The 21895-nt window shown below is 45.7% G+C and carries 18 protein-coding genes and 1 tRNA gene; 3 read left to right on the top strand and 16 right to left on the bottom strand.

Annotation, left to right across the window (positions count from 1 at the left end):
• Positions 1-28: 28 nt before the first annotated feature.
• Together C2757_RS04040 and C2757_RS04035 are read left to right on the top strand one after the other, a co-directional pair.
• Entirely contained in the window at positions 29-1267 is a 1239-nt protein-coding gene (locus C2757_RS04040; protein WP_215376433.1) for a cupin domain-containing protein, read from the top strand.
• Positions 1268-1369: 102 nt separating this feature from the next.
• Entirely contained in the window at positions 1370-1546 is a 177-nt protein-coding gene (locus C2757_RS04035; RefSeq protein WP_215376430.1) for a hypothetical protein, read from the top strand.
• 69 nt (positions 1547-1615) lie between these two features.
• Here the strand turns inward: C2757_RS04035 and bamC are convergent, their stop codons facing one another.
• The 9 genes from bamC to C2757_RS03990 all read right to left on the bottom strand — a co-directional run bounded on the left by bamC (position 1616) and on the right by C2757_RS03990 (position 13021).
• Positions 1616-2764, bottom strand: a complete 1149-nt coding sequence (gene bamC, locus C2757_RS04030) for an outer membrane protein assembly factor BamC (RefSeq protein ID WP_215376428.1) — start codon at positions 2762-2764, stop codon at positions 1616-1618.
• The gene (gene dapA, locus C2757_RS04025) at positions 2761-3633 is read right to left on the bottom strand and encodes a 4-hydroxy-tetrahydrodipicolinate synthase (RefSeq protein WP_215376868.1); all 873 of its coding nucleotides are present in this window, start codon (positions 3631-3633) and stop codon (positions 2761-2763) included. Before dapA ends, bamC begins: the two co-directional genes overlap by 4 nt.
• Before the next feature lie 76 nt (positions 3634-3709).
• Positions 3710-4231 (bottom strand): bifunctional 2-polyprenyl-6-hydroxyphenol methylase/3-demethylubiquinol 3-O-methyltransferase UbiG, encoded by a 522-nt coding sequence (locus C2757_RS04020; protein WP_251366792.1) that lies wholly within the window; start codon positions 4229-4231, stop codon positions 3710-3712.
• Between the two features lie 52 nt (positions 4232-4283).
• Positions 4284-5486: a tryptophan--tRNA ligase gene (locus C2757_RS04015; protein ID WP_215376424.1), complete on the bottom strand. Its 1203-nt coding sequence runs from the start codon at positions 5484-5486 to the stop codon at positions 4284-4286.
• Positions 5487-5511: 25 nt separating this feature from the next.
• Positions 5512-6363 carry a 3',5'-nucleoside bisphosphate phosphatase gene (locus tag C2757_RS04010; protein ID WP_215376422.1) on the bottom strand — a complete coding sequence of 284 codons (852 nt, stop codon included), beginning with the start codon at positions 6361-6363 and terminating at the stop codon, positions 5512-5514.
• Between the two features lie 9 nt (positions 6364-6372).
• The gene (zapE, locus tag C2757_RS04005; RefSeq protein WP_215376420.1) at positions 6373-7476 is read right to left on the bottom strand and encodes a cell division protein ZapE; all 1104 of its coding nucleotides are present in this window, start codon (positions 7474-7476) and stop codon (positions 6373-6375) included.
• Positions 7477-8913, bottom strand: a complete 1437-nt coding sequence (lpdA, locus tag C2757_RS04000) for a dihydrolipoyl dehydrogenase (protein ID WP_215376418.1) — start codon at positions 8911-8913, stop codon at positions 7477-7479. It abuts the gene before it with no gap.
• Between the two features lie 12 nt (positions 8914-8925).
• The gene (gene odhB / locus C2757_RS03995; RefSeq protein WP_215376416.1) at positions 8926-10125 is read right to left on the bottom strand and encodes a 2-oxoglutarate dehydrogenase complex dihydrolipoyllysine-residue succinyltransferase; all 1200 of its coding nucleotides are present in this window, start codon (positions 10123-10125) and stop codon (positions 8926-8928) included.
• Between the two features lie 40 nt (positions 10126-10165).
• The gene (locus C2757_RS03990) at positions 10166-13021 is read right to left on the bottom strand and encodes a 2-oxoglutarate dehydrogenase E1 component (RefSeq protein ID WP_215376414.1); all 2856 of its coding nucleotides are present in this window, start codon (positions 13019-13021) and stop codon (positions 10166-10168) included.
• A gap of 300 nt (positions 13022-13321) precedes the next feature.
• Between C2757_RS03990 and C2757_RS03985 the strand changes: the two genes are divergently transcribed.
• The gene (locus C2757_RS03985; protein ID WP_215376412.1) at positions 13322-14020 is read left to right on the top strand and encodes a helix-turn-helix domain-containing protein; all 699 of its coding nucleotides are present in this window, start codon (positions 13322-13324) and stop codon (positions 14018-14020) included.
• Between the two features lie 82 nt (positions 14021-14102).
• On the opposite strand, the gene C2757_RS03980 is transcribed toward C2757_RS03985, so the two are convergent.
• The 7 genes from C2757_RS03980 to pheT all read right to left on the bottom strand — a co-directional run bounded on the left by C2757_RS03980 (position 14103) and on the right by pheT (position 21892).
• A complete protein-coding gene (locus C2757_RS03980) occupies positions 14103-14387 on the bottom strand; it encodes an H-NS family nucleoid-associated regulatory protein (RefSeq protein ID WP_215376410.1) in 285 nt (94 codons plus the stop codon).
• A gap of 621 nt (positions 14388-15008) precedes the next feature.
• A complete protein-coding gene (locus tag C2757_RS03975) occupies positions 15009-15956 on the bottom strand; it encodes an alpha/beta fold hydrolase (protein WP_215376408.1) in 948 nt (315 codons plus the stop codon).
• A 406-nt stretch (positions 15957-16362) separates the two neighbouring features.
• A complete protein-coding gene (locus C2757_RS03970) occupies positions 16363-18243 on the bottom strand; it encodes a carbon-nitrogen hydrolase family protein (RefSeq protein ID WP_215376405.1) in 1881 nt (626 codons plus the stop codon).
• Positions 18244-18632: 389 nt separating this feature from the next.
• A tRNA-Pro gene (locus C2757_RS03965) sits at positions 18633-18709 on the bottom strand.
• A gap of 25 nt (positions 18710-18734) precedes the next feature.
• Entirely contained in the window at positions 18735-19085 is a 351-nt protein-coding gene (locus C2757_RS03960) for a MerR family transcriptional regulator (protein ID WP_215376402.1), read from the bottom strand.
• Positions 19063-19386 carry an integration host factor subunit alpha gene (locus tag C2757_RS03955; RefSeq protein WP_215376399.1) on the bottom strand — a complete coding sequence of 108 codons (324 nt, stop codon included), beginning with the start codon at positions 19384-19386 and terminating at the stop codon, positions 19063-19065. The genes C2757_RS03960 and C2757_RS03955 overlap by 23 nt, the downstream gene beginning before the upstream one ends.
• Before the next feature lie 49 nt (positions 19387-19435).
• Positions 19436-21892: a phenylalanine--tRNA ligase subunit beta gene (gene pheT / locus C2757_RS03950; protein ID WP_215376396.1), complete on the bottom strand. Its 2457-nt coding sequence runs from the start codon at positions 21890-21892 to the stop codon at positions 19436-19438.
• Between the last annotated feature and the right edge of the window lie 3 nt (positions 21893-21895).

Here is a 21895-nt window from a genome sequence, read left to right as displayed (position 1 = left end):
TTAATGAGTTTATATTCAGCTTTTACTTATGACTGCATTTTACTTGAGCAAGCCCTATCAGCCCCCGCGGGCACCGAAAAACCTGCCCCTAAATGAGCCATGGGCCCTATTTGGCGGAATTAGCCCTCAGGCATTCATGGATCGGTATTGGCATAAAAAGCCCCTCTTAGTCCGTGGTGCCATCCCTGCATTTGCACTGGCAAGCCAGAATCATGAAACTCTAGACAGCCCCATTTCGGCCGCAGAACTTTACAAACTAGCCAATCAGGAGCAAGTTGAATCCAGATTAATTCAAGCGAAGCCATGGAGCTTTGAAACAGGGCCATTTAGCAAAAAAACGATCCCATCAACCAGCAAACCAAACTGGACACTGCTTCTTCAGGGCATGGAGGCTCACCACCCTGACGCAGCCAGGATTCTGTCTTGGTTTCGCTTTATCCCCGATGCCCGCCTAGATGATTTGATGATCAGCATTGCCGGAATTGGTGGTGGTGTTGGACCTCATTTTGATTCCTATGATGTGTTTTTAATTCAGATGGCAGGTCGAAGAAGATGGCGCGTATCAGAGCAAAAAGATTTAAGCCTCGAGCCAAACTTGCCTCTGAAAATTTTGCAGAACTTTCAGGCAGAACATGACTGGGTATTAGAGCCAGGAGATATGCTGTATCTACCGCCCCATATTGCGCATGATGGCATTGCTTTAGATGCAGGATGCCAAACCTGGTCAGTTGGATTTCGCTCACCCAGTTACAAAGAATTACTTCAAGAGGGATTGTGGCGTTTGGCAGAATCCCTGGAAGATATTCCAGAGTTAGAGAAAAAATTTGCAGACCCAAGACAGAAAGCAACTACTCATGCTGAGCAATTGCCCGAAGAACTTATTGCGCAAATTGCAGTCAAACTCAAACAGTTGAAATTAGATCAGGTAGATCGTTTTTTACCGGGGATCACTGCCTATCTATCCGAGCCAAAACAACAGGCTTTTTTTAATGGCCCAAACAAGCCATTAAGTCCTGCAAAATTTGCCCGTCATTTAGCTTCAACTAGACTGGTGAGCAGCCCCCAGACTCGCATCCTTAGCCTGGGAAAAACCGTGTTTTGCAATGGGGAGAATGTGAGTCGCGGCCAAGCCAATGATGTGGCACGCGCCTGGCAAACTCTATCGGCCGAAAAATCGCTTTTAAATCCGAACCTTAAGGGCTCTTCAGGGGGTAGCCTCTACGAAGCCTACCTCGCGGGCTGGCTTGTTTTTGAGGATGAAATATAGACATGGCTATAATAAATACTGGAAATCACCTAGGGATAATCCCTTGGAATTTTCGACACAATTACCGGTAATTGTTGTTTAATTTTTAAGAGGAAATTACAAATGAAGAAGTCACTCGTACTCGTTGCAATGTTCGCTATCGCTTTGGCCGCTTGCGGTAAAAAAGAAGAAGCAAAACCTGCTGAAGCTCCTGCTGCTGCTCCTGCTGCTCCTGCTGCTGAAGCTCCTGCTGCTGCTCCTGCTGCACCAGCTGCTCCTGCTGCTGACGCTAAGAAGTAATCTTCTTCTTGAAGAAAAAAAGCCGCTTCACAGCGGCTTTTTTATTGCTCCCAGAATTTGTGAGTCAATTTACTTGGTTAGCTGATCCGTCAGCAAAGTGAGTAATTGGATGCCAGCAGGAGTATTCTCTGGCTTGCCATCAGCATCTTGCACATAAACGCTTGCTGAATTTTCACCTGTGCTCTTAACAACCACTTGATATTTCTTAGCCTTCAGCTTTGAGTCGTCTTTACTACTAAACAGATTAGAGAAGAAGCCTTTAGACTCTTCGATATTCTTTGAGTTTACGTAACGCACGTAGTAAACACCAGCAGAGCGGTTACGATCTTCAACCGTGAAGTTGGAACGATCCAGGGCCAAGCCGACATCACGCCAAGAACGATCAAAACCTGCGCCCAACTCGATGAATGCGGTATTAGTACCCTCTTCAACTAATTTTGCTTTTGGAGTCTTTGGACCCAGAGGAGTAGCCACCATTGCCTTGGCTTGCTCTTGAGTCATACCAAGGCGCTCCATCAAACGAGCCAAGAAGACCGCTTCTAATTCTGGATCATTAGGACGACTCGTCCAAATGGTGTAAAGGCATGAGCCAGTGGTATCAGTTACGCACTTCTCTAGCGCACCCTTTTGCGTAATATAAATCTCAGTCTCGTTCGGTTTTGGAGCCTCTAAGCGTGTTTTGTATTTATCGCGCTCACCAGTGTCGTAGACTGAATCTAAGGCGCCGCCTATTGTGGAGCGAAGCCAGTCTTGTGGAATCTTGCCGCGGTTTTCTGCCCAGTCAGTTTCCATAATGCCTGTCGATGGAGAATCCACCACTAATAGAAAACCATTTTCTTGCCAGAAATCTTTTACTTGTGGGTAGAGTTCTGTTGCTGGTTTATCAACAACCAACCAGCGACGCTCACCATCACGCGCAATCCGCATACCCGGAATACCGGTCATCACATTGCTGCGCATTTGGACAGATTTTTTCAAGGCTGCGTTGTACTCTGACATCGTGGCAGTGCCATCTTGAACAATGTAACGACGATCTGCTTGAGCAGTGATCAAATCTGGTGGGTAAGACAAATTGGGTCCACGGACTGCTCCGTTAGCTTTGTAATCCACAGTGTCGTTGCTAGTAACTGATTTACAGGCAGTTAATCCAGCAACAATGGTCATCATCAGACCAAGAATCGCTAAATAGCGGCGAAGGATTTGCATCAAATTCATCATATCAAGTTAGCCTGTTTTAATGCTGCCTTCAAGGGCTCACGTAAAGTAGCGCTCAAAGGGGTTAACGGCAAGCGAATGCCCGCAGTGATCTTACCCATTTCATGTAGGGCCCATTTCACTGGGATGGGATTTGCCTCTATAAACATTGCTTTATGCACTGCTAATAATTTGTATTGAATCTCACGTGTTTTTTTCACATCGTCTGACATCGCTGCAACACATAGCTCATGCATCAGGCGTGGAGCCACATTGGCAGTGACGGATATATTTCCCTTGCCACCCATGAGCATCAGCATTGCTGCAGTTAGGTCATCACCAGAAAATACCGAGAAATCACGATGGCCAACACGTTGTAGATCCGCAATTAACAAGGTACCGCGCTCCAGACTACCGGTAGCATCTTTAATACCGATGATGCCTGGCACGCCAGCCAATCGCACTACGGTCTCACCAGCCAAATCTGCTACGGTACGGCCGGGGACGTTGTACAAAATTACTGGTAGATCGACGGACTCTGCAATTTTCTTAAAGTGGGCATACATGCCCTCTTGGCTTGGCTTGTTGTAGTAAGGCACAACTTGCAAGCTCGCATCAGCACCAACATTTTTAGCAAACTGGGTTAATTCAATTGCTTCTGTAGTGGAGTTTCCACCGGTTCCAGCAATTACTGGAATGCGGCCCGCGATATGCTCGACTGCAACCCGAATTAATTCACAGTGCTCTTCTACAGAAACAGTTGGAGATTCTCCACTGGTACCGACAATCACGATTCCGTCGGAACCCTCAGCGACGTGCCAATCAAGCAAGTGTCGCAAAGCTGGGTAATCTAAGCTACCGTCTTCATGCATTGGCGTAACAATAGCTGGCATGCTGCCAGAAATGGTCTTTTTACCGCCTGGAGATTGAACTGTATTTGCCAACGTATATATACCGATTTTGACTGTCTTAAGCTTGAAATTGTAACGGAATGTGGCCTTTTAACGCCCCTTTTACAGCACAAAGGCGCTGAACCATGGCTGCTTTGGGCTGATCCACATAAATATCCTCATACGCTATGACGTGCAGGCCATGACGGTGTGCAAAAGACAGTAATTCCCCTGAATTTAAGAGGAAATTGGGGTTTGAGGGTTTGCCAAATTCCGCGTTCCCATGGGCGAAGGTTTCATAGATCAAAACTCCATCCTTTTCGAGAATTGCAGGCAACTGGTCCAGATGGGGCCGATACAAGTAGTTTGTCACCACAATTCCACTAAATTGGATTTCAGTTAGTGGCCAGATATCTTGCTCAAGATTTAGGCATTTCGGGGTAACAGCAGCCAACTTTAAATCAGAGACGGCAGAAATATCTTGGTCCACTGCCAACACTGAATATCCCAGATCAGCCAAAAATTTAGAATGTCGCCCAGATCCACAAGCCAGATCTAAAACTTCCCCGTTTTTTGGAATAAGAGCAGCAAAACGTTGCACCCACGCAGAGGCGTCCAAAATTGCTTCGTGTGAAATGGGCAAGTCTACAGCCTTAGTCGTATGCAAGGCCCATTGCTTCACGGACCTCACGCATTGTTTCTTGGGCAACCTTGCGCGCTTGATCACAGCCATCAGCAATGATGGAGCGTAATAAGCTAGGATCATCCAAATACTTTTGGGCACGCTCAAACATCGGCTGTTGCTCTAACAAAATCGCATCAATCACGGGTTGCTTGCACTCAAGGCAGCCAATACCCGCAGATTTACAGCCCTTCTCAACCCATTGCTTTACTTCTTCATCTGAATAGACGGTATGCAACTGCCAAACCGGACAACGTGCAGGATCACCAGCATCGGTTCTACGTACTCGAGCAGGATCTGTAGGCATGGTGCGGATCTTTTTAATCACCTCTTCAGGTTCTTCGCGAATGCTAATCGTATTGCCATAAGATTTAGACATCTTTTGGCCATCGATACCAGGCATACGAGCTGCTGCAGTCAGCAAAGCTTGTGGCTCAGGAAGAATAATTTTGCGAGCACCCTCTAAGAAACCAAATAGTCTTTCTCGATCAGCCATCGACAAACTTTGCGCTTCTTGCAGCAAGGCTTTAGCCTGCTCTAGTGCTTCATCATCGCCACGCTCTTGATAGGCAATGCGTAACTCTGCATACATTTTGGCGCGTTTGCTACCTAACTTCTTCACCGCCTCTAAGGCCTTTTCTTCAAAACCAGGTTCACGACCATATAAATAGTTGAAACGACGCGCCACTTCTCTTGTCATCTCAACGTGGGGAACTTGGTCTTCGCCAACAGGAACAAATTGAGCGCGGTACATCAAAATATCAGCAGCCTGTAGCAAGGGGTACCCCAAAAATCCGTAGGTTTGCAGATCTTTCTCTTTTAATTTTTCAATTTGATCTTTATAGGTAGGCACCCGCTCAAGCCAGCCCAATGGGGTTCCCATGGAGAGTAACAGGAATAGCTCTGCATGCTCAGGAACTTTACTTTGAATAAATAAGGTTGCCTGATTAGGGTCAACGCCTGCTGCCAACCAATCAATCACCATATCCCAAACGGATTGTTCAATCACCTCAGGAGTTTCATAGTGAGTCGTGAGCGCATGCCAGTCAGCAACAAAAAAGAAGCAGGGATACTCAGACTGCAAGCGCACCCAGTTCTTGAGCACACCATGGTAGTGGCCAAGGTGCAAATTACCAGTAGGTCGCATACCGGAGAGAACGCGTTCAGCAAACATCTTTATTCTTTGTCTTTGTCATGAATTAGTGAAATGCGGACCACACGGGTGTGAGGTGGTCCGGTAAAAGGGGTAAGTTACCTAAATCGATATGGCTCTCATCAGGACTGTGAAAATCAGAACCGCGGGAAGCCAAGAAACCATATTGCTGGGCAATCTTTCCAAAGGCTTGATATTGATCCGGAGTATGGCTACCAGTGATGACTTCAATGGCTAGGCCGCCGATATCCTTAAAGTGTTTGTAAAGCTCATCCATCTGCATAGCATTAAGTCGACTATAGCGACCCGGATGAGCAATCACCGCAACGCCACCAGCCGCCTTAATCCAAGCAACTGCATTATCCAGATTGGCCCACATATGTGGCACATAGCCTGGTTTATCTTCAACCAAATAATTTTTAAATACTTGTTGGGTATCTTTGCAAACACCCGCCTCCACTAAAAAACGCGCAAAGTGGGTTCTTGAAATCAGATCATGATTACCAGCGTGATGAAGTGCGCCTTCATATGCTCCTGGTATACCGACCTTTAATAGCTGCTCGGCAATCAGCTTGGCGCGATTACCCCGACCATCGCGCGTCATTCGTAAGCCTTCGATAATTCCCGCATGTTGATCATCAATCCCTAACCCAACAATGTGAATGGTCTCACCCATCCAAGTGACAGAAATCTCAACGCCCGCCAAGTAATCTAGTTTTAATGCATTGGCTGCAGCTCTAGCACGGTTCTGACCACCTAACTCATCGTGATCCGTCAACGCCCATAAATGCACACCATTCGCTTTAGCGCGCTCGGCAAGCATCTCAGGTGTCAGGGTGCCATCAGAAATCACTGAATGGCAATGCAAATCGGCATTTATGGGGGAAAAGCTACTCATGACCCTATTTTAGGTCAAGCTGGTATCAATTACCCGGCGCGGTGCGTCCAGGTAGTCGCGAGACTGCATCTCAATGAGGCGGGACACGGTTCTGGAGAATTCAGCGGTAATTTGGCCCTCGGTATAGAGATCCGGAGCCGGTACCTCTGCCGAGATGATGAGTTTGACCTTATGGTCGTATAAAACGTCAATGAGCCAAATAAAGCGGCGTGCTTCATTCGTCATTTTCGGTGGCATGTACGGTACCCCAGAAAGAATGACCGTGTGAAATTGTTTGGCGATCTCTAAATAGTCATTTTGGGAACGCGGTCCACAACACAGGGTTTGAAAATCAAACCACACTACACCATCAGCCATATGGAGTGGGCGCAGCTCACGAGATTCAATATTCAAAACAGGTCTTTCAGTCTCTTGTTGATTACCAATGAGCGTTTGAAACATCTGCAGCAAACGATCCTCAGACTGCTGATTCACTGGGGTGAGATAGGCTTCGACTTGCGCCATCTGTACACGGCGATAGTCATTGCCTGCATCCACATTTAAAACATCGAGTTTTTCTTCCAGCAATTTGATCGCCGGAATTAAGCGGTCGCGATGCAGGCCATTGGGATAGAGCTGATCGGGACGGTAGTTAGACGTCATCACAAATTGCACACGATCTTCAAATAGCGCACTCAACAAGCGATACAGAATCATTGCATCAGCAATATCGTTGATATGAAACTCATCGAAACAAATAAGGCGATAGCGATTCGAAATCCGCTTAGCAAGCTCATCTAGCGGGTCTGATAAACCCGAGAGCTCGTGGAGCTCACGATGCACCTCACGCATAAACTCATGAAAATGAATCCGAATCTTTTTTTCTAAAGGGGATGCCGCATAAAAGCAGTCCATCAAGAAAGACTTGCCACGCCCTACTCCACCCCATAGATAGATACCACGGGGTAGCTTAGGTTTAAAAAGCTTTTTCTTGAGGTTATTACTACGGATCTCTTTATAGGCGATCCACTCATCTTCGCACTGCTGGAGACGCTCTACAGCGCGAAGCTGCGCGGGATCGGTGTGATACCCGCGCGTCTTTAATTCTTGTTGGTAAAACTCAATGGTTTTCAATTACATATTTAATGCGCGTTGATCCGTCGCTAATGCAGCTTCACGCATCACTTCTGACAAGCTTGGATGCGGATGACAGATACGAGCAATATCTTCTGCGGCTGCTTTGAACTCCATTGCTACAGCAGCTTCTGCAATTAAGTCAGAGGCATTCGGTCCAATGATGTGAACACCGAGGATTTCATCGGTCTTTGCATCAGCCAATACTTTGATGAAACCATCAGAACGCCCCATTCCTAATGCGCGGCCGTTAGCTGCGAATGGGAATTGACCAACCTTGTAAGCAATGCCAGCTTCTTTCAAAGCCTGCTCAGTTTTACCAACCCAAGCAATTTCAGGATCGGTATAGATTACCCATGGAATGCAGTTGTAATCGATATGCGGCTTTTGACCTGCAATCACTTCAGCAACCAGAACACCTTCGTCTTCTGCTTTGTGAGCCAACATGGGTCCACGCACCACGTCACCTACAGCGTAAACACCAGGGGCCGAAGTCGCACAGGTATGATCATCAATGGGAATGAAACCACGCTCATCAACTTTGAGGCCAATCTTGTCTAATCCTAATTTATCGGTATTGGGTACACGGCCAACAGAAACGATCAAACGATCGCATTCTAATTTGGCAGCTTTACCAGCGCTGTCGGTGTAATTAACAACTACACCTTTCTTATCTGCTTTCACATCGCCGATTTTCACACCCATATTGATGTTTAAACCCTGCTTAGTGAAGAGCTTTTGGGCTTCTTTAGCAATGCTCACATCGCAGGCCGCCAAGAATGATGGCAATGCTTCAAGCACAGTGACTTCTGAGCCAAGACGACGCCATACGGAGCCAAGCTCCAAACCAATAACACCAGCACCGATGACGCCTAATTTCTTAGGCACGGAATCAAACTTCAAAGCACCTTCGTTATCGCAGATCAACACGTTGTCAACCGCTAAGCCAGGCAAATGACGTGCTTTAGAGCCTGTTGCAATGATGACGTTCTTCGCTGTAACGGTTTCTTTATCTTTACCGTCAATTTTGACCTGATAGCCATCAGCACCTTTACCTTCAAAAGAGGCATGACCCTTGAGTAAAGTGATTTTGTTCTTGCGGAACAGAAACTGAATACCGCCAGTCATCTTTGTAACAATATCGTCCTTACGTGCCACCATCTTTGCAGAATCGATACTGACAGAACCCACCTTGATACCATGATCAGCAGCATGGTGGCCAATCTTCTCAAATTCTTCAGAAGAGGCTAGCAAGGCCTTAGAGGGAATGCAACCCACATTCAAGCAGGTTCCACCTAAGCGTGGCTCACCATTAGGATCATCATAGCTATTGGATTCAGCACAGGCAACTTTGAAACCGAGTTGTGCTGCGCGAATGGCGGCAATATAGCCACCGGGGCCACCACCGATTACGAGTACATCAAAAGCTTGGCTCATGATCTTCCCTTCTTACAAATCAAGGAGAAGGCGTGAAGGATCTTCCAACGCATCCTTCATAGCAACCAAACCAAGCACTGCCTCGCGACCATCAATGATGCGGTGATCATAAGAGAGGGCTAGATAGTTGATTGGGCGTACAACCACTTGACCATTCTCAACTACAGCACGGTCCTTAGTGGCATGAATACCCAAGATCGCAGATTGCGGAGGATTGATGATTGGTGTGGAGAGCATGGAACCGAAGACACCACCATTAGAAATGGAGAATGTACCGCCGGTCAGCTCTTCAATAGATAACTTACCATCACGCGCCTTAGCGCCAAACTCAGCAATTTTCTTTTCGATGTCAGCCAAATTCATTTGATCAACATCACGCAAAATAGGTACAACCAAGCCACGTGGTGAACTTACGGCAATACCAATATCAAAGTAGCCGTGATAAACGATGTCGTTACCATCAACAGAGGCATTTAGCAGTGGGAATTTCTTTAAAGCGTGGGTAGCTGCTTTCACAAAGAAAGACATAAAGCCTAACTTCACACCGTGAACTTTTTCAAATTGATCTTTGTACTTATTGCGCATTGCGATCACTGGTGCCATATTGACTTCATTGAAGGTTGTCAAAATGGCGTTATTTGCTTGTGACTCAAGCAAACGCTCAGCAATACGAGCACGCAAGCGGCTCATTGGTACACGCTCTTCAGGACGGTCACCCATCGGAATTGGCGCACTTGGAATAGCTGCAGACTTTGTCCCGCCAGCGGCTGCATTCAGAGCATCCCCTTTGGTAATGCGACCATCACGTCCAGAACCAGAAACCTGGCCAGCACTGATATTGTTTTCAGCCAAAATCTTAGCGGCGGAAGGTGCTGCTGCGGCTGCTGATGATTTTGCTGGAGCTGCGGCCACTGGGGCAGCAGCAGGTGCGGCAGCTTTTGCTGGAGCAGCAGCGGGAGCCGAAGCTACCGCAGTACTATCGATCTTGGCGATCAACTGCTCAGCAACAACTGTGCCACCATCGCCAACTACGATTTCAGTGAGAACGCCGGCTGAAGGTGCTGGCACTTCCAGAACTACCTTGTCGGTTTCAATTTCGATCAAGATTTCGTCTTGAGCAACGGCATCGCCGACCTTCTTTTTCCATTGCAATAAAGTTGCTTCAGCAACAGATTCAGAGAGTTGTGGAACTTTAACTTCGAAAATAGCCATGATTAATCCTAGTGATGTATATGTTGAGTGATGAAAACGATTATTTCGTAATCACGTAACCTTTAAGTTTGGCAAATGCCGCATTTAATAAAGCCTTCTGCTGTTCTTGATGGAGATGTGCGTAACCACAAGCAGGTGAAGCGGATGCAGGACGGCCTGCATAAGCCAACTTCATACCATCAGACATGTTTTCCAAAATATTGTGTTGCACGAAGAACCATGCACCTTGGTTTTGTGGCTCGTCTTGACACCACACCACCTCTTCTAGTTTTGGATATTTCTTTAACTCAGCAGTCAATGCTTTATGCGGGAATGGATAAAGCTGCTCTAGACGAATGATGGCCGCATCTGTGATTTTCTTCTCAGTACGCTGTTTAGCCAAGTCGTAATAAACCTTACCAGAACAGATAATCAAACGGGTTACCAGTTTTGGATCGATCGCCTCATCACGCTCACCCAATACCGTGTGGAAGCCACCCTTAGTAAATTCCGATAAAGGAGATGCTGCTTCTTTATTGCGAAGCAATGATTTTGGAGTCATCAAGATCAGCGGCTTGCGGAACTGACGAATCATTTGACGGCGCAATACGTGGAAGATCTGTGACGCTGTCGTTGGCTGAATCACTTGCATATTGGTATCAGCACACAATTGCATGAATCGCTCTAGGCGTGCAGAGGAATGCTCAGGACCTTGACCTTCATAACCATGAGGCAACATCATGACCAAGCCATTTGCACGACCCCACTTCACTTCGCCTGAGGCGATGAATTGGTCGATCACTACTTGAGCACCATTGGCAAAGTCGCCGAACTGGGCTTCCCAAATTGTCAGGGTGTTTGGCTCAGCAGCGGCATAGCCATACTCAAAGCCAAGCACTGCCTCTTCTGAAAGAATCGAGTCAATCACCACAAACGGGGCTTGATCTTTAGTGACATGCTGAAGTGCAATATAAGTACCGGTATCCCACTTCTCACGATCTTGCTCATGCAATACCGCATGGCGGTGAGTAAAGGTTCCACGGCCACTGTCTTCACCAGATAAGCGAACTGGGTAGCCACTGGCAACCAAGGAGGCAAAAGCCATATGTTCGCCCATACCCCAGTCAACATTAACTTCACCACGACCCATTGCAGCGCGGTCGTTATAAACCTTGGCGACTAAGGGATGTGCCTTGAAGTTCTCTGGAATAGTTGAAATCTTTTCAGCCAAACGCTTCCACTCTGTCAATGGAATAGCGGTGTCAGCCTCATCGGTCCACTTCTTATTTAAGAATGGCGCCCAATCCACTGCAAATTTGCCTTTAAAGTTACTCAGGACTGGATCAGAAGTTTGCTTACCTTCATCCATGGCGGAGCGGTACTCTTTTACCATCAAATCGCCAGTCCCAGCAGGCAATGCCCCTTGAGCCTCTAACTTATCTGCATAGACCTTACGTGTTCCAGGGTGTGCAGCAATGATTTTGTACATCAAAGGCTGCGTCATCGCTGGAGTGTCTTGCTCGTTATGACCCAATTTACGGAAGCAAACGATATCGATCGCTACATCCTTATGGAACTTCATGCGGAACTCAAGGGCTAGCTTCGTAGCCAACACTACTGCTTCAGGATCATCACCATTTACATGCAATACCGGGGCATCCACCACTTTCATGATGTCAGTACAGTACAAGCTAGAACGCAAATCGCGCGGATCTGAAGTGGTAAAACCAATTTGGTTATTAATAACGATGTGAACAGTACCGCCAGTGGAATAACCCCGGACCTCAGACATCATCAAAGTCTCTTGCATGACGCCTTGACCAGCAATCGCCGCATCACCATGCACTAATACTGGCATCACTTGTTCGCCCAACAAGTCACCACGACGCTCCATACGAGCGCGCGCAGAACCCTCCACTACTGGGTTCACGATTTCTAAGTGCGATGGGTTAAAGGCAAGTGATAAATGAACTGGGCCACCTGGGGTAGAGATATCGCTTGAGAAACCTTGGTGATATTTCACATCACCCGCAGGTAAAGTCTCTGGGCCCTTATGCTCAAACTCGGCAAACAAGTCCTTAGGCATTTTGCCCAAGGTATTGACGAGCACGTTGAGACGGCCGCGGTGGGCCATACCAATCACGATCTCTTGAACGCCCATGCTGCCAGCACCGCGAATGAGCTCATCCATACAAGCGATAAAGCTCTCGCCACCCTCTAATGAGAAGCGCTTCTGACCAACATACTTCGCTTGAAGATAGCGCTCTAAGCCTTCGGCTGCAGTAACGCGATCAAGGATTTGACGTTTCTCTTCCACATTGAATTGTGGGGTCGAGCGAATCGACTCTAACTTTTCTTGCCACCACTTCTTGATTTTTTGATCGGCAATAAACATGTACTCGACACCAATCGTGCCGCAGTAAGTCTCGCGTAATGCCTGCAATAAATCACGCAGAGTCATTTCGGTTTTGCCGAAGAATGTATTGCTGGTGTTGAAGACGATATCCATATCGCCATCACTAAAGCCATAAAAGGCGGGATCTAATTCCGGAATATCTTGGCGCTCAGTGCGCTTCAAGGGATCAATATTGGCCCAGCGATTACCCACATTTCGGTATGCGGCAATTAATTGCTGAACTGCAACGCGTTTACGCCCCATCACGGAGTCAGCTGAATCAGAAATTGTTCTGATTGGACCTTGCTTGGCACGCTCTGCAAAGGAAGCAACAATTGGCGCATGGGCAATGTCGTTTCGAGAAGAGCCGTCGACCGCCGGGACTTGTTTCACGTTATCAAAATAGGCTCGCCAGTGATCCGCAACAGAGCCGGGATCCTGCAAGTAGGATTCGTAGAGTTCCTCTACGTAGGGTGCGTTACCGCCAAAGAGATAGGAGTTATCTCTTGATTCCTGCATCATGATGCTCACCTTTCATCGGGTTTCCCGAATAAAAACTGTGGTTATAACCATCCGCTACACGGCTGTACCGCTTCACGAATTGCTCTATGCAAATACTGGTACTACGACAGTAATTTAACACGATTAACCATTGATCCATAAAGGGCTTTCCCTGATTTGACGGGTTTCAGGGGTATTTCCCTATTCGCAGGAAATGAATAAGAACTTTCCTACCGGGCTTTAAAGATTTACTGGCAGATTCTGCTGGAGTTGATTTTTATTCTCTAAATCTTCAAGTGAATTAATGAAATTAAGGGAAATATGAAAACTGTTACTCCGGAAATGGAATATCTCAGCACTAGGCAGAGCGCCAAGATTTTGCAGGTGTCACTGGGCACTGTACAAAAAATGGTGGAATTGGGCGAATTGGTTGCCTGGAAAACCCGTGGCGGGCACAGAAGAATTCTTGCCAGCTCTTTAGACCAGCAATTACAGCGGCGTAAACGTGCAATGCGCCAAAAAACCAGCCAACACTGTATTGCAATGGGCATATTCCGTAGATCAGAAAACAGTCAGGACCTTCTGGAATCCATTCAAGATTGGCAACTGAAGGTAGAAATGGAAGTATCCGTAGATAGCCTAGAAGGACTCATGAAGGCTGTCTCAATCGCTCCAGATTTGATCTTTTTAGATGCCCTCATTCCGCCTGTGGAACAAGTACATTTAATCCATTATCTGAGCAAAAACAGGGACACACAGAAGATTCCTATCCTAGTAGATGAAGGTTTTATCAAACTCCACCCAGGAGTTTTGGCCCTCGCCGATGAGAATCACGGAAAAAGGCTAGCGCTTGGTGAAAATCTCGAAGAAGCGTTGGAAAATGACTTAATTGAGCTCAACCCACTCATTATTCCCTACCCAGCGACCAATCCAGAGACCGATCAATCTTGGCCTCAGGGCGGCTGGCATGAACTGCTAGAGCCCATCTTTATAGAGGCATTATCCAAAAAATGCGCATAAGCCACGGTCTAAGCTAATCCTAGGGCATCAATGCAATAAGGCCGCAAATGCGGCCTTATTACTCAAACTGGGTGAATCTAGATTAGATCAGGTAATTACTGCGATCTTTACCATCAATCCACTTCGGAGCCTTACCGCGACCTGTCCAAGTCTCGCCTGTGGATGGGTTACGGTATTTAGGGGCTACCTTACCACCTGCACTTTTACCGCCGGCTTTACGGCTGAATAGATCGGATGCACTTAAGCCATAGTGCTCAATGATGGCTTTAGCCTTAGCGATGCCGTCAGCCTTTTCAAGGGCAATTGCTTCTTTAATCTGTTTATCTAACTGCTCGCGCTGAGCTAATAGGTCTTTATAAGAAGGCATTGATATTTTTTTCTCCGAATAATAGGTTATTTGAAATAGCTTTAATACTATTAATAGGCTAATTATATATAGATTTATTAATCTAGCAATATATTCATATTAACCTTTAATTTCAAGGCTTTAATAGAATAAATAATGCTTAATCTACATAATATTTATAATTAATATAATCGATTATGGTGAATTTTTAAGTAAATCAGGAATTAAAACAGGCTCACGGCTACTGAATTGAGAATCACTAAGACGTGAATGTTGGAGTGAGGCAGGAATTCGTGGTCGGGGCGAGAGGATTTGAACCTATTCGACGACCGATCATGATAGCCCATGACTAAGTTCTATAAGGCTTGCAGCCGATGTCGCTCATCATGATTCGTCATAAATTGGCACACGACCGCCACCAAAACGCCACCAGAATTATGGATTGCATTTAATGCCTTCAATTCCAAACCAACATCCAAATTATAGATTGAAGCATCCGAAGACCATGCTTCCGTTAAACTGCTTTAGGTTATAAAGTAGCCATTCATACCAATTCAATCTAGATAGCAGAGTCCAACCCATAAGAGTCCGTCAGCAAAAAAACCACCCGAAGGTTGCACTTAATACGGCGCGAAACCTAATTCATTTTAAAAATGCATTTACAGTTTCTGCAAAGCGTCCGTATTGCTGAAACAAGAACGCATGACCTCCGTCGTAATATGCCAGCCAAGAATACGGTATCTGACTAGCAATTAACTGTGAGTTTTTTGGAATATCAATTACATCGTAACGGCCATCAGTGATTAATACTGGGGTTTTAATATTTTTAAGATCTTCGAAATTGCTCTGGTTGCTACTCCATAAAGTGGTGCGCGCCCGATCTTGACGCACGGTTGTTTCTTTGGAGACCTTAAAGTCATTCGGCAGCACTCCATTTTCTACTGCTAATTTGATGCGCCCCAAAACTTCAGTGGCAGCCAATTTTCCTACTGCATTGTCTGTAAAAACTAAACCCAACTTTTCCATCTCCGGAATGTTGGGGTTATTCAATTTACTCTCGACGTCCTCTGAGGCAGGTATCTGAAAACTACCGCCCGGATTAGCGGCAGCTAAAACCGCTTTATTAATCACATCTGGATGCCTAATTAAAAACTGTTGCGCAATCCGAGCGCCCATTGACCAACCAAGTATATTGACCTTTTTGAAACCCAGTTCTTTGGCCAAGCCCGCAGCATCATCAGCCATTTGTTCCATGGTCGTGTTGTTTTCAGCTGTATCGGTGGATAAGCCTACACCCCGGTTATCAAAAATAATAAGTTGGTTATTTTTTGATAACTCCGCTAAAAGAGCAGGATCCCACAAAGACATTGTGGAAAGAAAGCCGTTGATCATCAGTAGTGGTGGGCCCTCTCCGCGGGTGTAATAAGCCAATTTGACATCCCCAACCTGCGCATACTTAACCTCGGCCTTAAATGACTTTTTATCGCAAGCGCTTATCACCAGGGCAGCAATAAGAACGGCAAAAATTACAAATAGTGTTTTTATCGACACTTTATTAGCTAAAACCATGCGGTTGTAAATTGAATTCATTAATTTCTCCGGTCATTCATACCTAAATCTTAGTGGATTATCCACGTCAATTGCCTGATTTTGTGATGTAGAAGGCATTTTTCGTAATCTACCTAATCAGCTCGATAGAAGCTACTTCAGTAAGAGATAAATCTGTTGGCCGCGAGTTTGAATCCTTCCTGACTCCTTTTGACCGATTTGAGATATCTGGGTCCACTCACCCCATTGGACAGTTTCCGACCCATAAGAGATGGTCGCAAATAAAAAACAACTGAGGATAGTTTAAGCGTTTCTTTGTTGTCCCATCAGGACTTGAATCTAGGACCAAAGGATTATGAGGGCGGAAGCCCATGACAGACCCCTATAAAGATTGGGTCTGCGGGTGGTCTGCTCGGTGTCTAAGCAAATGTGTTGTCGGTCTCTGGATTTATTTTCCGCTAGCTACTTTAGGGCATGCTTCTCTATTGGTGGAATCTTTTCGCCACTCTTTAAGACACGCTCCTTGGGAATCTAAAGTTAGAGGTACCGCAAGTTCATAGCGTCTACCCACCACTAACTTTTGCTGGTCAATCCATAAATTGTTTTGTAAATGTGTTGTAAATGAGACCTGATAGGCAGCCTCTTTATTAGGGGCGATATTTGGTGGATAGTAACCACCCTCTGGTACTAATGAGTACAAGGCACTCGCATTAAAACCATTGGTTTCTTTTGGTAAATAATTAGCTACTAATGTGTAAGCCTGAGAATATTTAGCGATGTCATACCACATGTACATGCCACGGTTACTGGCCTCAGGCACCAAGCCTTTAGGAATATTAACCTCTCCGCCATAGCTTTTTCCGTCATACATTGCTGGAATCAAAATCAGATCCGCTCGATTTAAGGCATAGATTTCAGTTAGCTCAGGAATGCGCACTTCATCATTTAGCATTACTGCTAACCTACCCAAATCATTGGTATTAAATACTGGTAAATCATTACCAGCTATGGCCCACTGCCTTTCGCTATCGTTCAGATGGGACTTGCGATAAATACCAGCTTGCTTTCCGTTGAAATCAAACAAGACTGCAGTTTCATAGTACTTGCCATTATTAACTTCAGGCATTGAAAACAAAAGATAGGTGCTGTAATTTTTAGCTAACGTAGATGCCAGGGAGGCGCTCTTACCATCAAGAGTCTCAGCATATTTGGCGATATTATTTTTATCTAAAGTCACCTTGCCCAGAAATGAATTGAACGGTAATACCGCGAGATTAAATCCATTGGGATTGGCCTTGATTAAGCTATCTACTTTTTTTGCATTAGCATCTACATCGCCATTAATTGACTCATATTGCAACAAAAGCGCTGCGATCTGATTTTGCGTATTGTTGGCAACAGGATCGACAGGTGCCTTGTATAAGTTATAGATGCCATATAGTTCTGGGCGACGATGTTTTAACCAAAATTCTTTTTGTTCACTTTTCTTGCTGGTATCTATCTTGGCATAAATGATGGTTGGCTCTTCAGGCTTTGTCCATGTACCCGCCTTCGAGCTAGCAAGTTGTTTACCGGTGGCGCTCCATATGGAAGATCCGCCGGTAAACTGATCAACAAAATTAAGTTTCGGGATCTTCACTAAACCAGCTTGATTAGTTGCAACCGTATTGATTCCAATCCAAGGGGATAAGGTGGCTATATTTGCAATCGTTGAATGGTTACCATTACTCATTTTTTCAAACTTAGGCGTAGTATCTGAGCCAATCGGCATCGCTAAAATGTCTGCGCCTCGTAGACTTGGAATCAATAAAGACTGCAGCCGACTGTCATCAAAACAAATGAGGATTCCTATTCTGCCAATGTCAGTATCAAATACTGGGAAACCTAAATTACCTGGCGCAGCAGTATTAAAGTCCCCCTCTGGAATTTGATTTTTTCGATACTTGCCAATATAGCCCTTAGGCCCGATCAGAGCGGCTGCATTGTGCGTTAATCCAGTTATAGGATCGTTTTCATATAAACCAACTACAACATAGTTATTATATTTTTTCGTTATCTTTTCCATCGCAGCAGTAGCTTTTCCTGGAATAGTATCCGAGTCATTTTTGCTAGCGATAATCCAACCAGTTGCAGCAACCTCGGGCAAAACGATTAATTGAGCACCATTCTGAGAGGCAGCAGTTACTTTAGCCACTATTGCATCAATGTTGCCCTGAAGATTCTGCTCGACCGGATTAAATTCAACCGCTGCCACTTTAATTTCTGCAGCATGAATTGCTGAAAAAGATATCGTTATTAATAAAAACAGAAGTAGGAATATTTTTTTCATTTAGGCGAAGACAAATTTAAAAGAGCTCGGTTGAAATATGATTTCAAATATAGCATTTCTTCATAACCTTTTTGGTTGAACTCATCCATTAGAGCCTCTCAATCCTCTGCTCGAGGGGCTACTAGTGGCCGATAATTGCCTGACAGCCCCCTACAAAAAGGCTTTATTTGAATGACTGCTAACTTTAGACATGCGGTCATAAGTGAGCCCCCAATACAACTGAGTTTTGCCGAGATTAGAGTTTTTAACCCGTCTAGATTAAGCAGGTTGAAGAGGTAAATAGAATTCAAAAAATGGAAGAAATAAGGGGGCAAGAGAATCAAAATGACACTAAAACGCCACCAAAACTAAAAACATATTTGTAAGTCATTGATTTTAATATGTATTTTTGGTCGGGGCGAGAGGATTTGAACCTCCGACCACATGCACCCCATGCATGTACGCTACCAGGCTGCGCTACGCCCCGACGAAAGACAAAATTGTATCAGTAACTATTTAGACAGAATCTGCAGAACCGCTTGCAGTTCTTCGCGCAAACGCAGTTCGCCGCGGACTTCATCAAGACGGTTTCTGGCGCCGCTGATCGTGAATCCCTCTTCATAAAGCAGCGCTCTAATCTTACGAATCAATACGACTTCATGATGCTGGTAGTAGCGGCGATTGCCACGACGCTTTTGGGGGCTCAGTTGTGAAAACTCCTGCTCCCAGTAACGCAGGACATGGGAACGGACGCCACACAACTCGGCCACTTCACCAATGGTGAAATAGCGCTTAGCGGGTATTGGGGGAAGTTGAGAGCTCGGTAAGGCCGAGCTGGCATCAAACTCGGTTTTCTCGAGCATGTGACTCCACTACATCTTTCAGCTTTTGACTTGCGTGAAAAGTAACTACACGTCTTGCCGCTATTGGAATCATTTGGCCTGTCTTTGGGTTTCGGCCAGGACGAGCCGATTTATTACGCAACTGGAAATTACCAAAGCCGGAGATTTTTACTTCAACACCAGATTCAAGGGACTGACCAATGCGATCAAAGAAAGCATCAATCATATCTTTTGCTTCACGCTTATTTAAGCCTACCTGATCAAAGAGCGCTTCTGATAATTCATTTTTGGTAACAGTGTCGTTGGTATTGATTTCGCTCATTGCCAGTCTCTTTTATAACAATTTATTTGATGTTTTCGTAATACTAAACCTAGCGCAGACGAGCTACGCACTTTTTTTCGACTGCGCCCAATAAAGCGGCCATAACTGCATCAATTTGGGGATCCTGTAGCGTTTCTTGCGAATTTAACAAGGTCACACGGAACGCCAAACTCTTTTCATCTTCAGCCATGCTGCTTGAGCCAGCCTTTGGCTTGAACTCATCAAAGAGCTCAATCGTGCGGACAAAATTTTGCTTAGAGGCTGTCATCGCATCCAATAACGATTGCGCTGAAACAGCTTGCTTTACAACTACAGCTAAATCGCGTTGCACTGCCGGAAACTTACTTAATTCTTCTGGCTGGGGTAAGCCCAGCTCTCTGATCGGCTCTAAATCGATTTCAAAAAGTACTGGCGCCTGTGGAAGCTCATAAGCCTGTTGTAAGCCTGGATGCAATTCACCAATCCAGCCTACTGCAATGTTGTTGGCTTTGGTTTTAAGAAAGACTTGAGCAGAACGACCGGGATGCAATGCGGGATGCTGTGCAGCTTCGGTAACAAAATGCAAAGGATCCAGAGCTCGCTCTAAATCGCCCTTCACATCAAAAAAATCCACTACTCGATTAGCACTTGCCCATTGCTCTGGTACAAACGCTCCGTAAGCCAAGCCACCCATCTTCTGGGGCTGTACAAAGCTAGCCACCTTGCCAGGCTCTTCTTGAACGCTGGAATCCCGCTTAAATACACGGCCAAGCTCAAAAAGTCTTACACGACCAGCGCCACGATTTAAGTTGGCCTTGAGATTGTTTAATAAACCACCCCATAAAGTGCTGCGCATCACGCCATACTGATTAGCGATTGGATTGAGTACTTTAATGAGGTCTTGTTCTTGTGCACCAGCAAGGCGTTGCTCACTTTCAAGATCAGTAAATCCAAAATTCACGGCCTCTTGATAGCCTTGCAATGCCAAACGCTGACGTAGCAAATGAATACCCCGCTTCGCTTCAGCTTTAGCACTCATTTTGAGCGAGGCCACTGGAGGTTGGTCAGGAATATTTTCGAAGCCGTACATACGTGCAACTTCTTCAATTAAATCTTCTTCAATTTCAATATCAAAACGATAGCTTGGAGGGGTAACAATAAAGACATCACCCTCTTGCTTGAATTCAAAACCGAGACGCTTAAACACATCGGCAACCACTTCTTTAGTAAGCGGAATACCAATGACTTTTTCAGCGCGTGCTAAACGCATATTGACTGTTTTACGCTCGGGTACATTGAGTACTTGATCATCTATCGGGCCGGCTTGACCGCCGCATACCTCTATGATCAGAGAACTTAGGTACTCTAGGCAGTTCACTGTGTTTTGTGGATCGACACCACGCTCGAAACGATGAGCCGCATCTGTGCTGAAATTAAAGCGACGGGCACGACCCTGAATTGCTGAAGGCAACCAATAGGCTGCTTCAACATAAATATTCTTGGTGTTGTCAGATACAGCGCAATGGTTGCCACCCATAATCCCTGCAAGAGCAACGGGACCATTTTGATCAGCTACTACACCAGCATCCTGCAATTTGCCGGCTGAATCTAAACCCTGCAAGCTTACTGTTTGACCATTGAGCAACTCTAGCGTTTCACCAGTCTTAGCCCAACGCACAGTAATGTCACCTTCGAGCTTATCGATATCAAACACATGAGTAGGTTGACCCATCTCTAACATCACATAGTTAGAAAGATCAACTAATGCAGAAATACTTCTTTGACCCGCTCGTGATAAACGCTTCACAATCCAATCAGGGGTTTTAGCTTGTGGGTTCACGCCACGAATGACTCGGCCAGCAAAACGTCCGCAGAGCTCAGTATTTTCTACAGTCACTTTGCGTTTCTCATCAATTGATACTGCGGGCGTCTGCCATTGAGGTTTACAGAGAGTAGCGCCAGTGATTGCAGAGACTTCTCTGGCCATACCTAGCAAAGACAAGCAGTCTGCTTTATTTGGGGTTAACTTGATGACAAAAACCTGGTCATCCAAGTCAAGATACTTACGAATATCTTCGCCAACAGGCGCATCGGCTGGCAACTCAAGAATGCCTTCGTGATCTTCACCAAGACCAAGCTCGCGACCTGAGCACAACATGCCTTGACTCTCAACGCCACGCAGCTTACCTACTTTAATCATAAAAGGCTTGCCGCCCGCTTCGGCTGGGGGCAGCTCAGCGCCGACTAGGGCACATGGAATCTTGATCCCAGCACGGGCATTGGGTGCGCCACAAACAATTTGCAATTCCTGACCTGTGCCAGCATCTACTTTGCAAACGCGTAGGCGATCAGCATCAGGATGTTGCTCAGCAGATAAAATTTGTGCAACTACGATTTTGGTAAATGCTGGGGCTACGGAATGTTGCTCTTCTACTTCTAGGCCAGCCATCGTCATGGCATGACCTAATGCATCACTATCGAGTGATGGGTTCACATACTGACGGAGCCAAGATTCAGAAAATTGCATAGC

It is taken from the genome of Polynucleobacter sp. MWH-Svant-W18 (assembly GCF_018687495.1).
GTDB lineage: Bacteria > Pseudomonadota > Gammaproteobacteria > Burkholderiales > Burkholderiaceae > Polynucleobacter.
The sequence above is the reverse complement of the archived record's forward strand: the minus strand, read 5'-3'. Positions and strand labels throughout refer to the sequence as shown.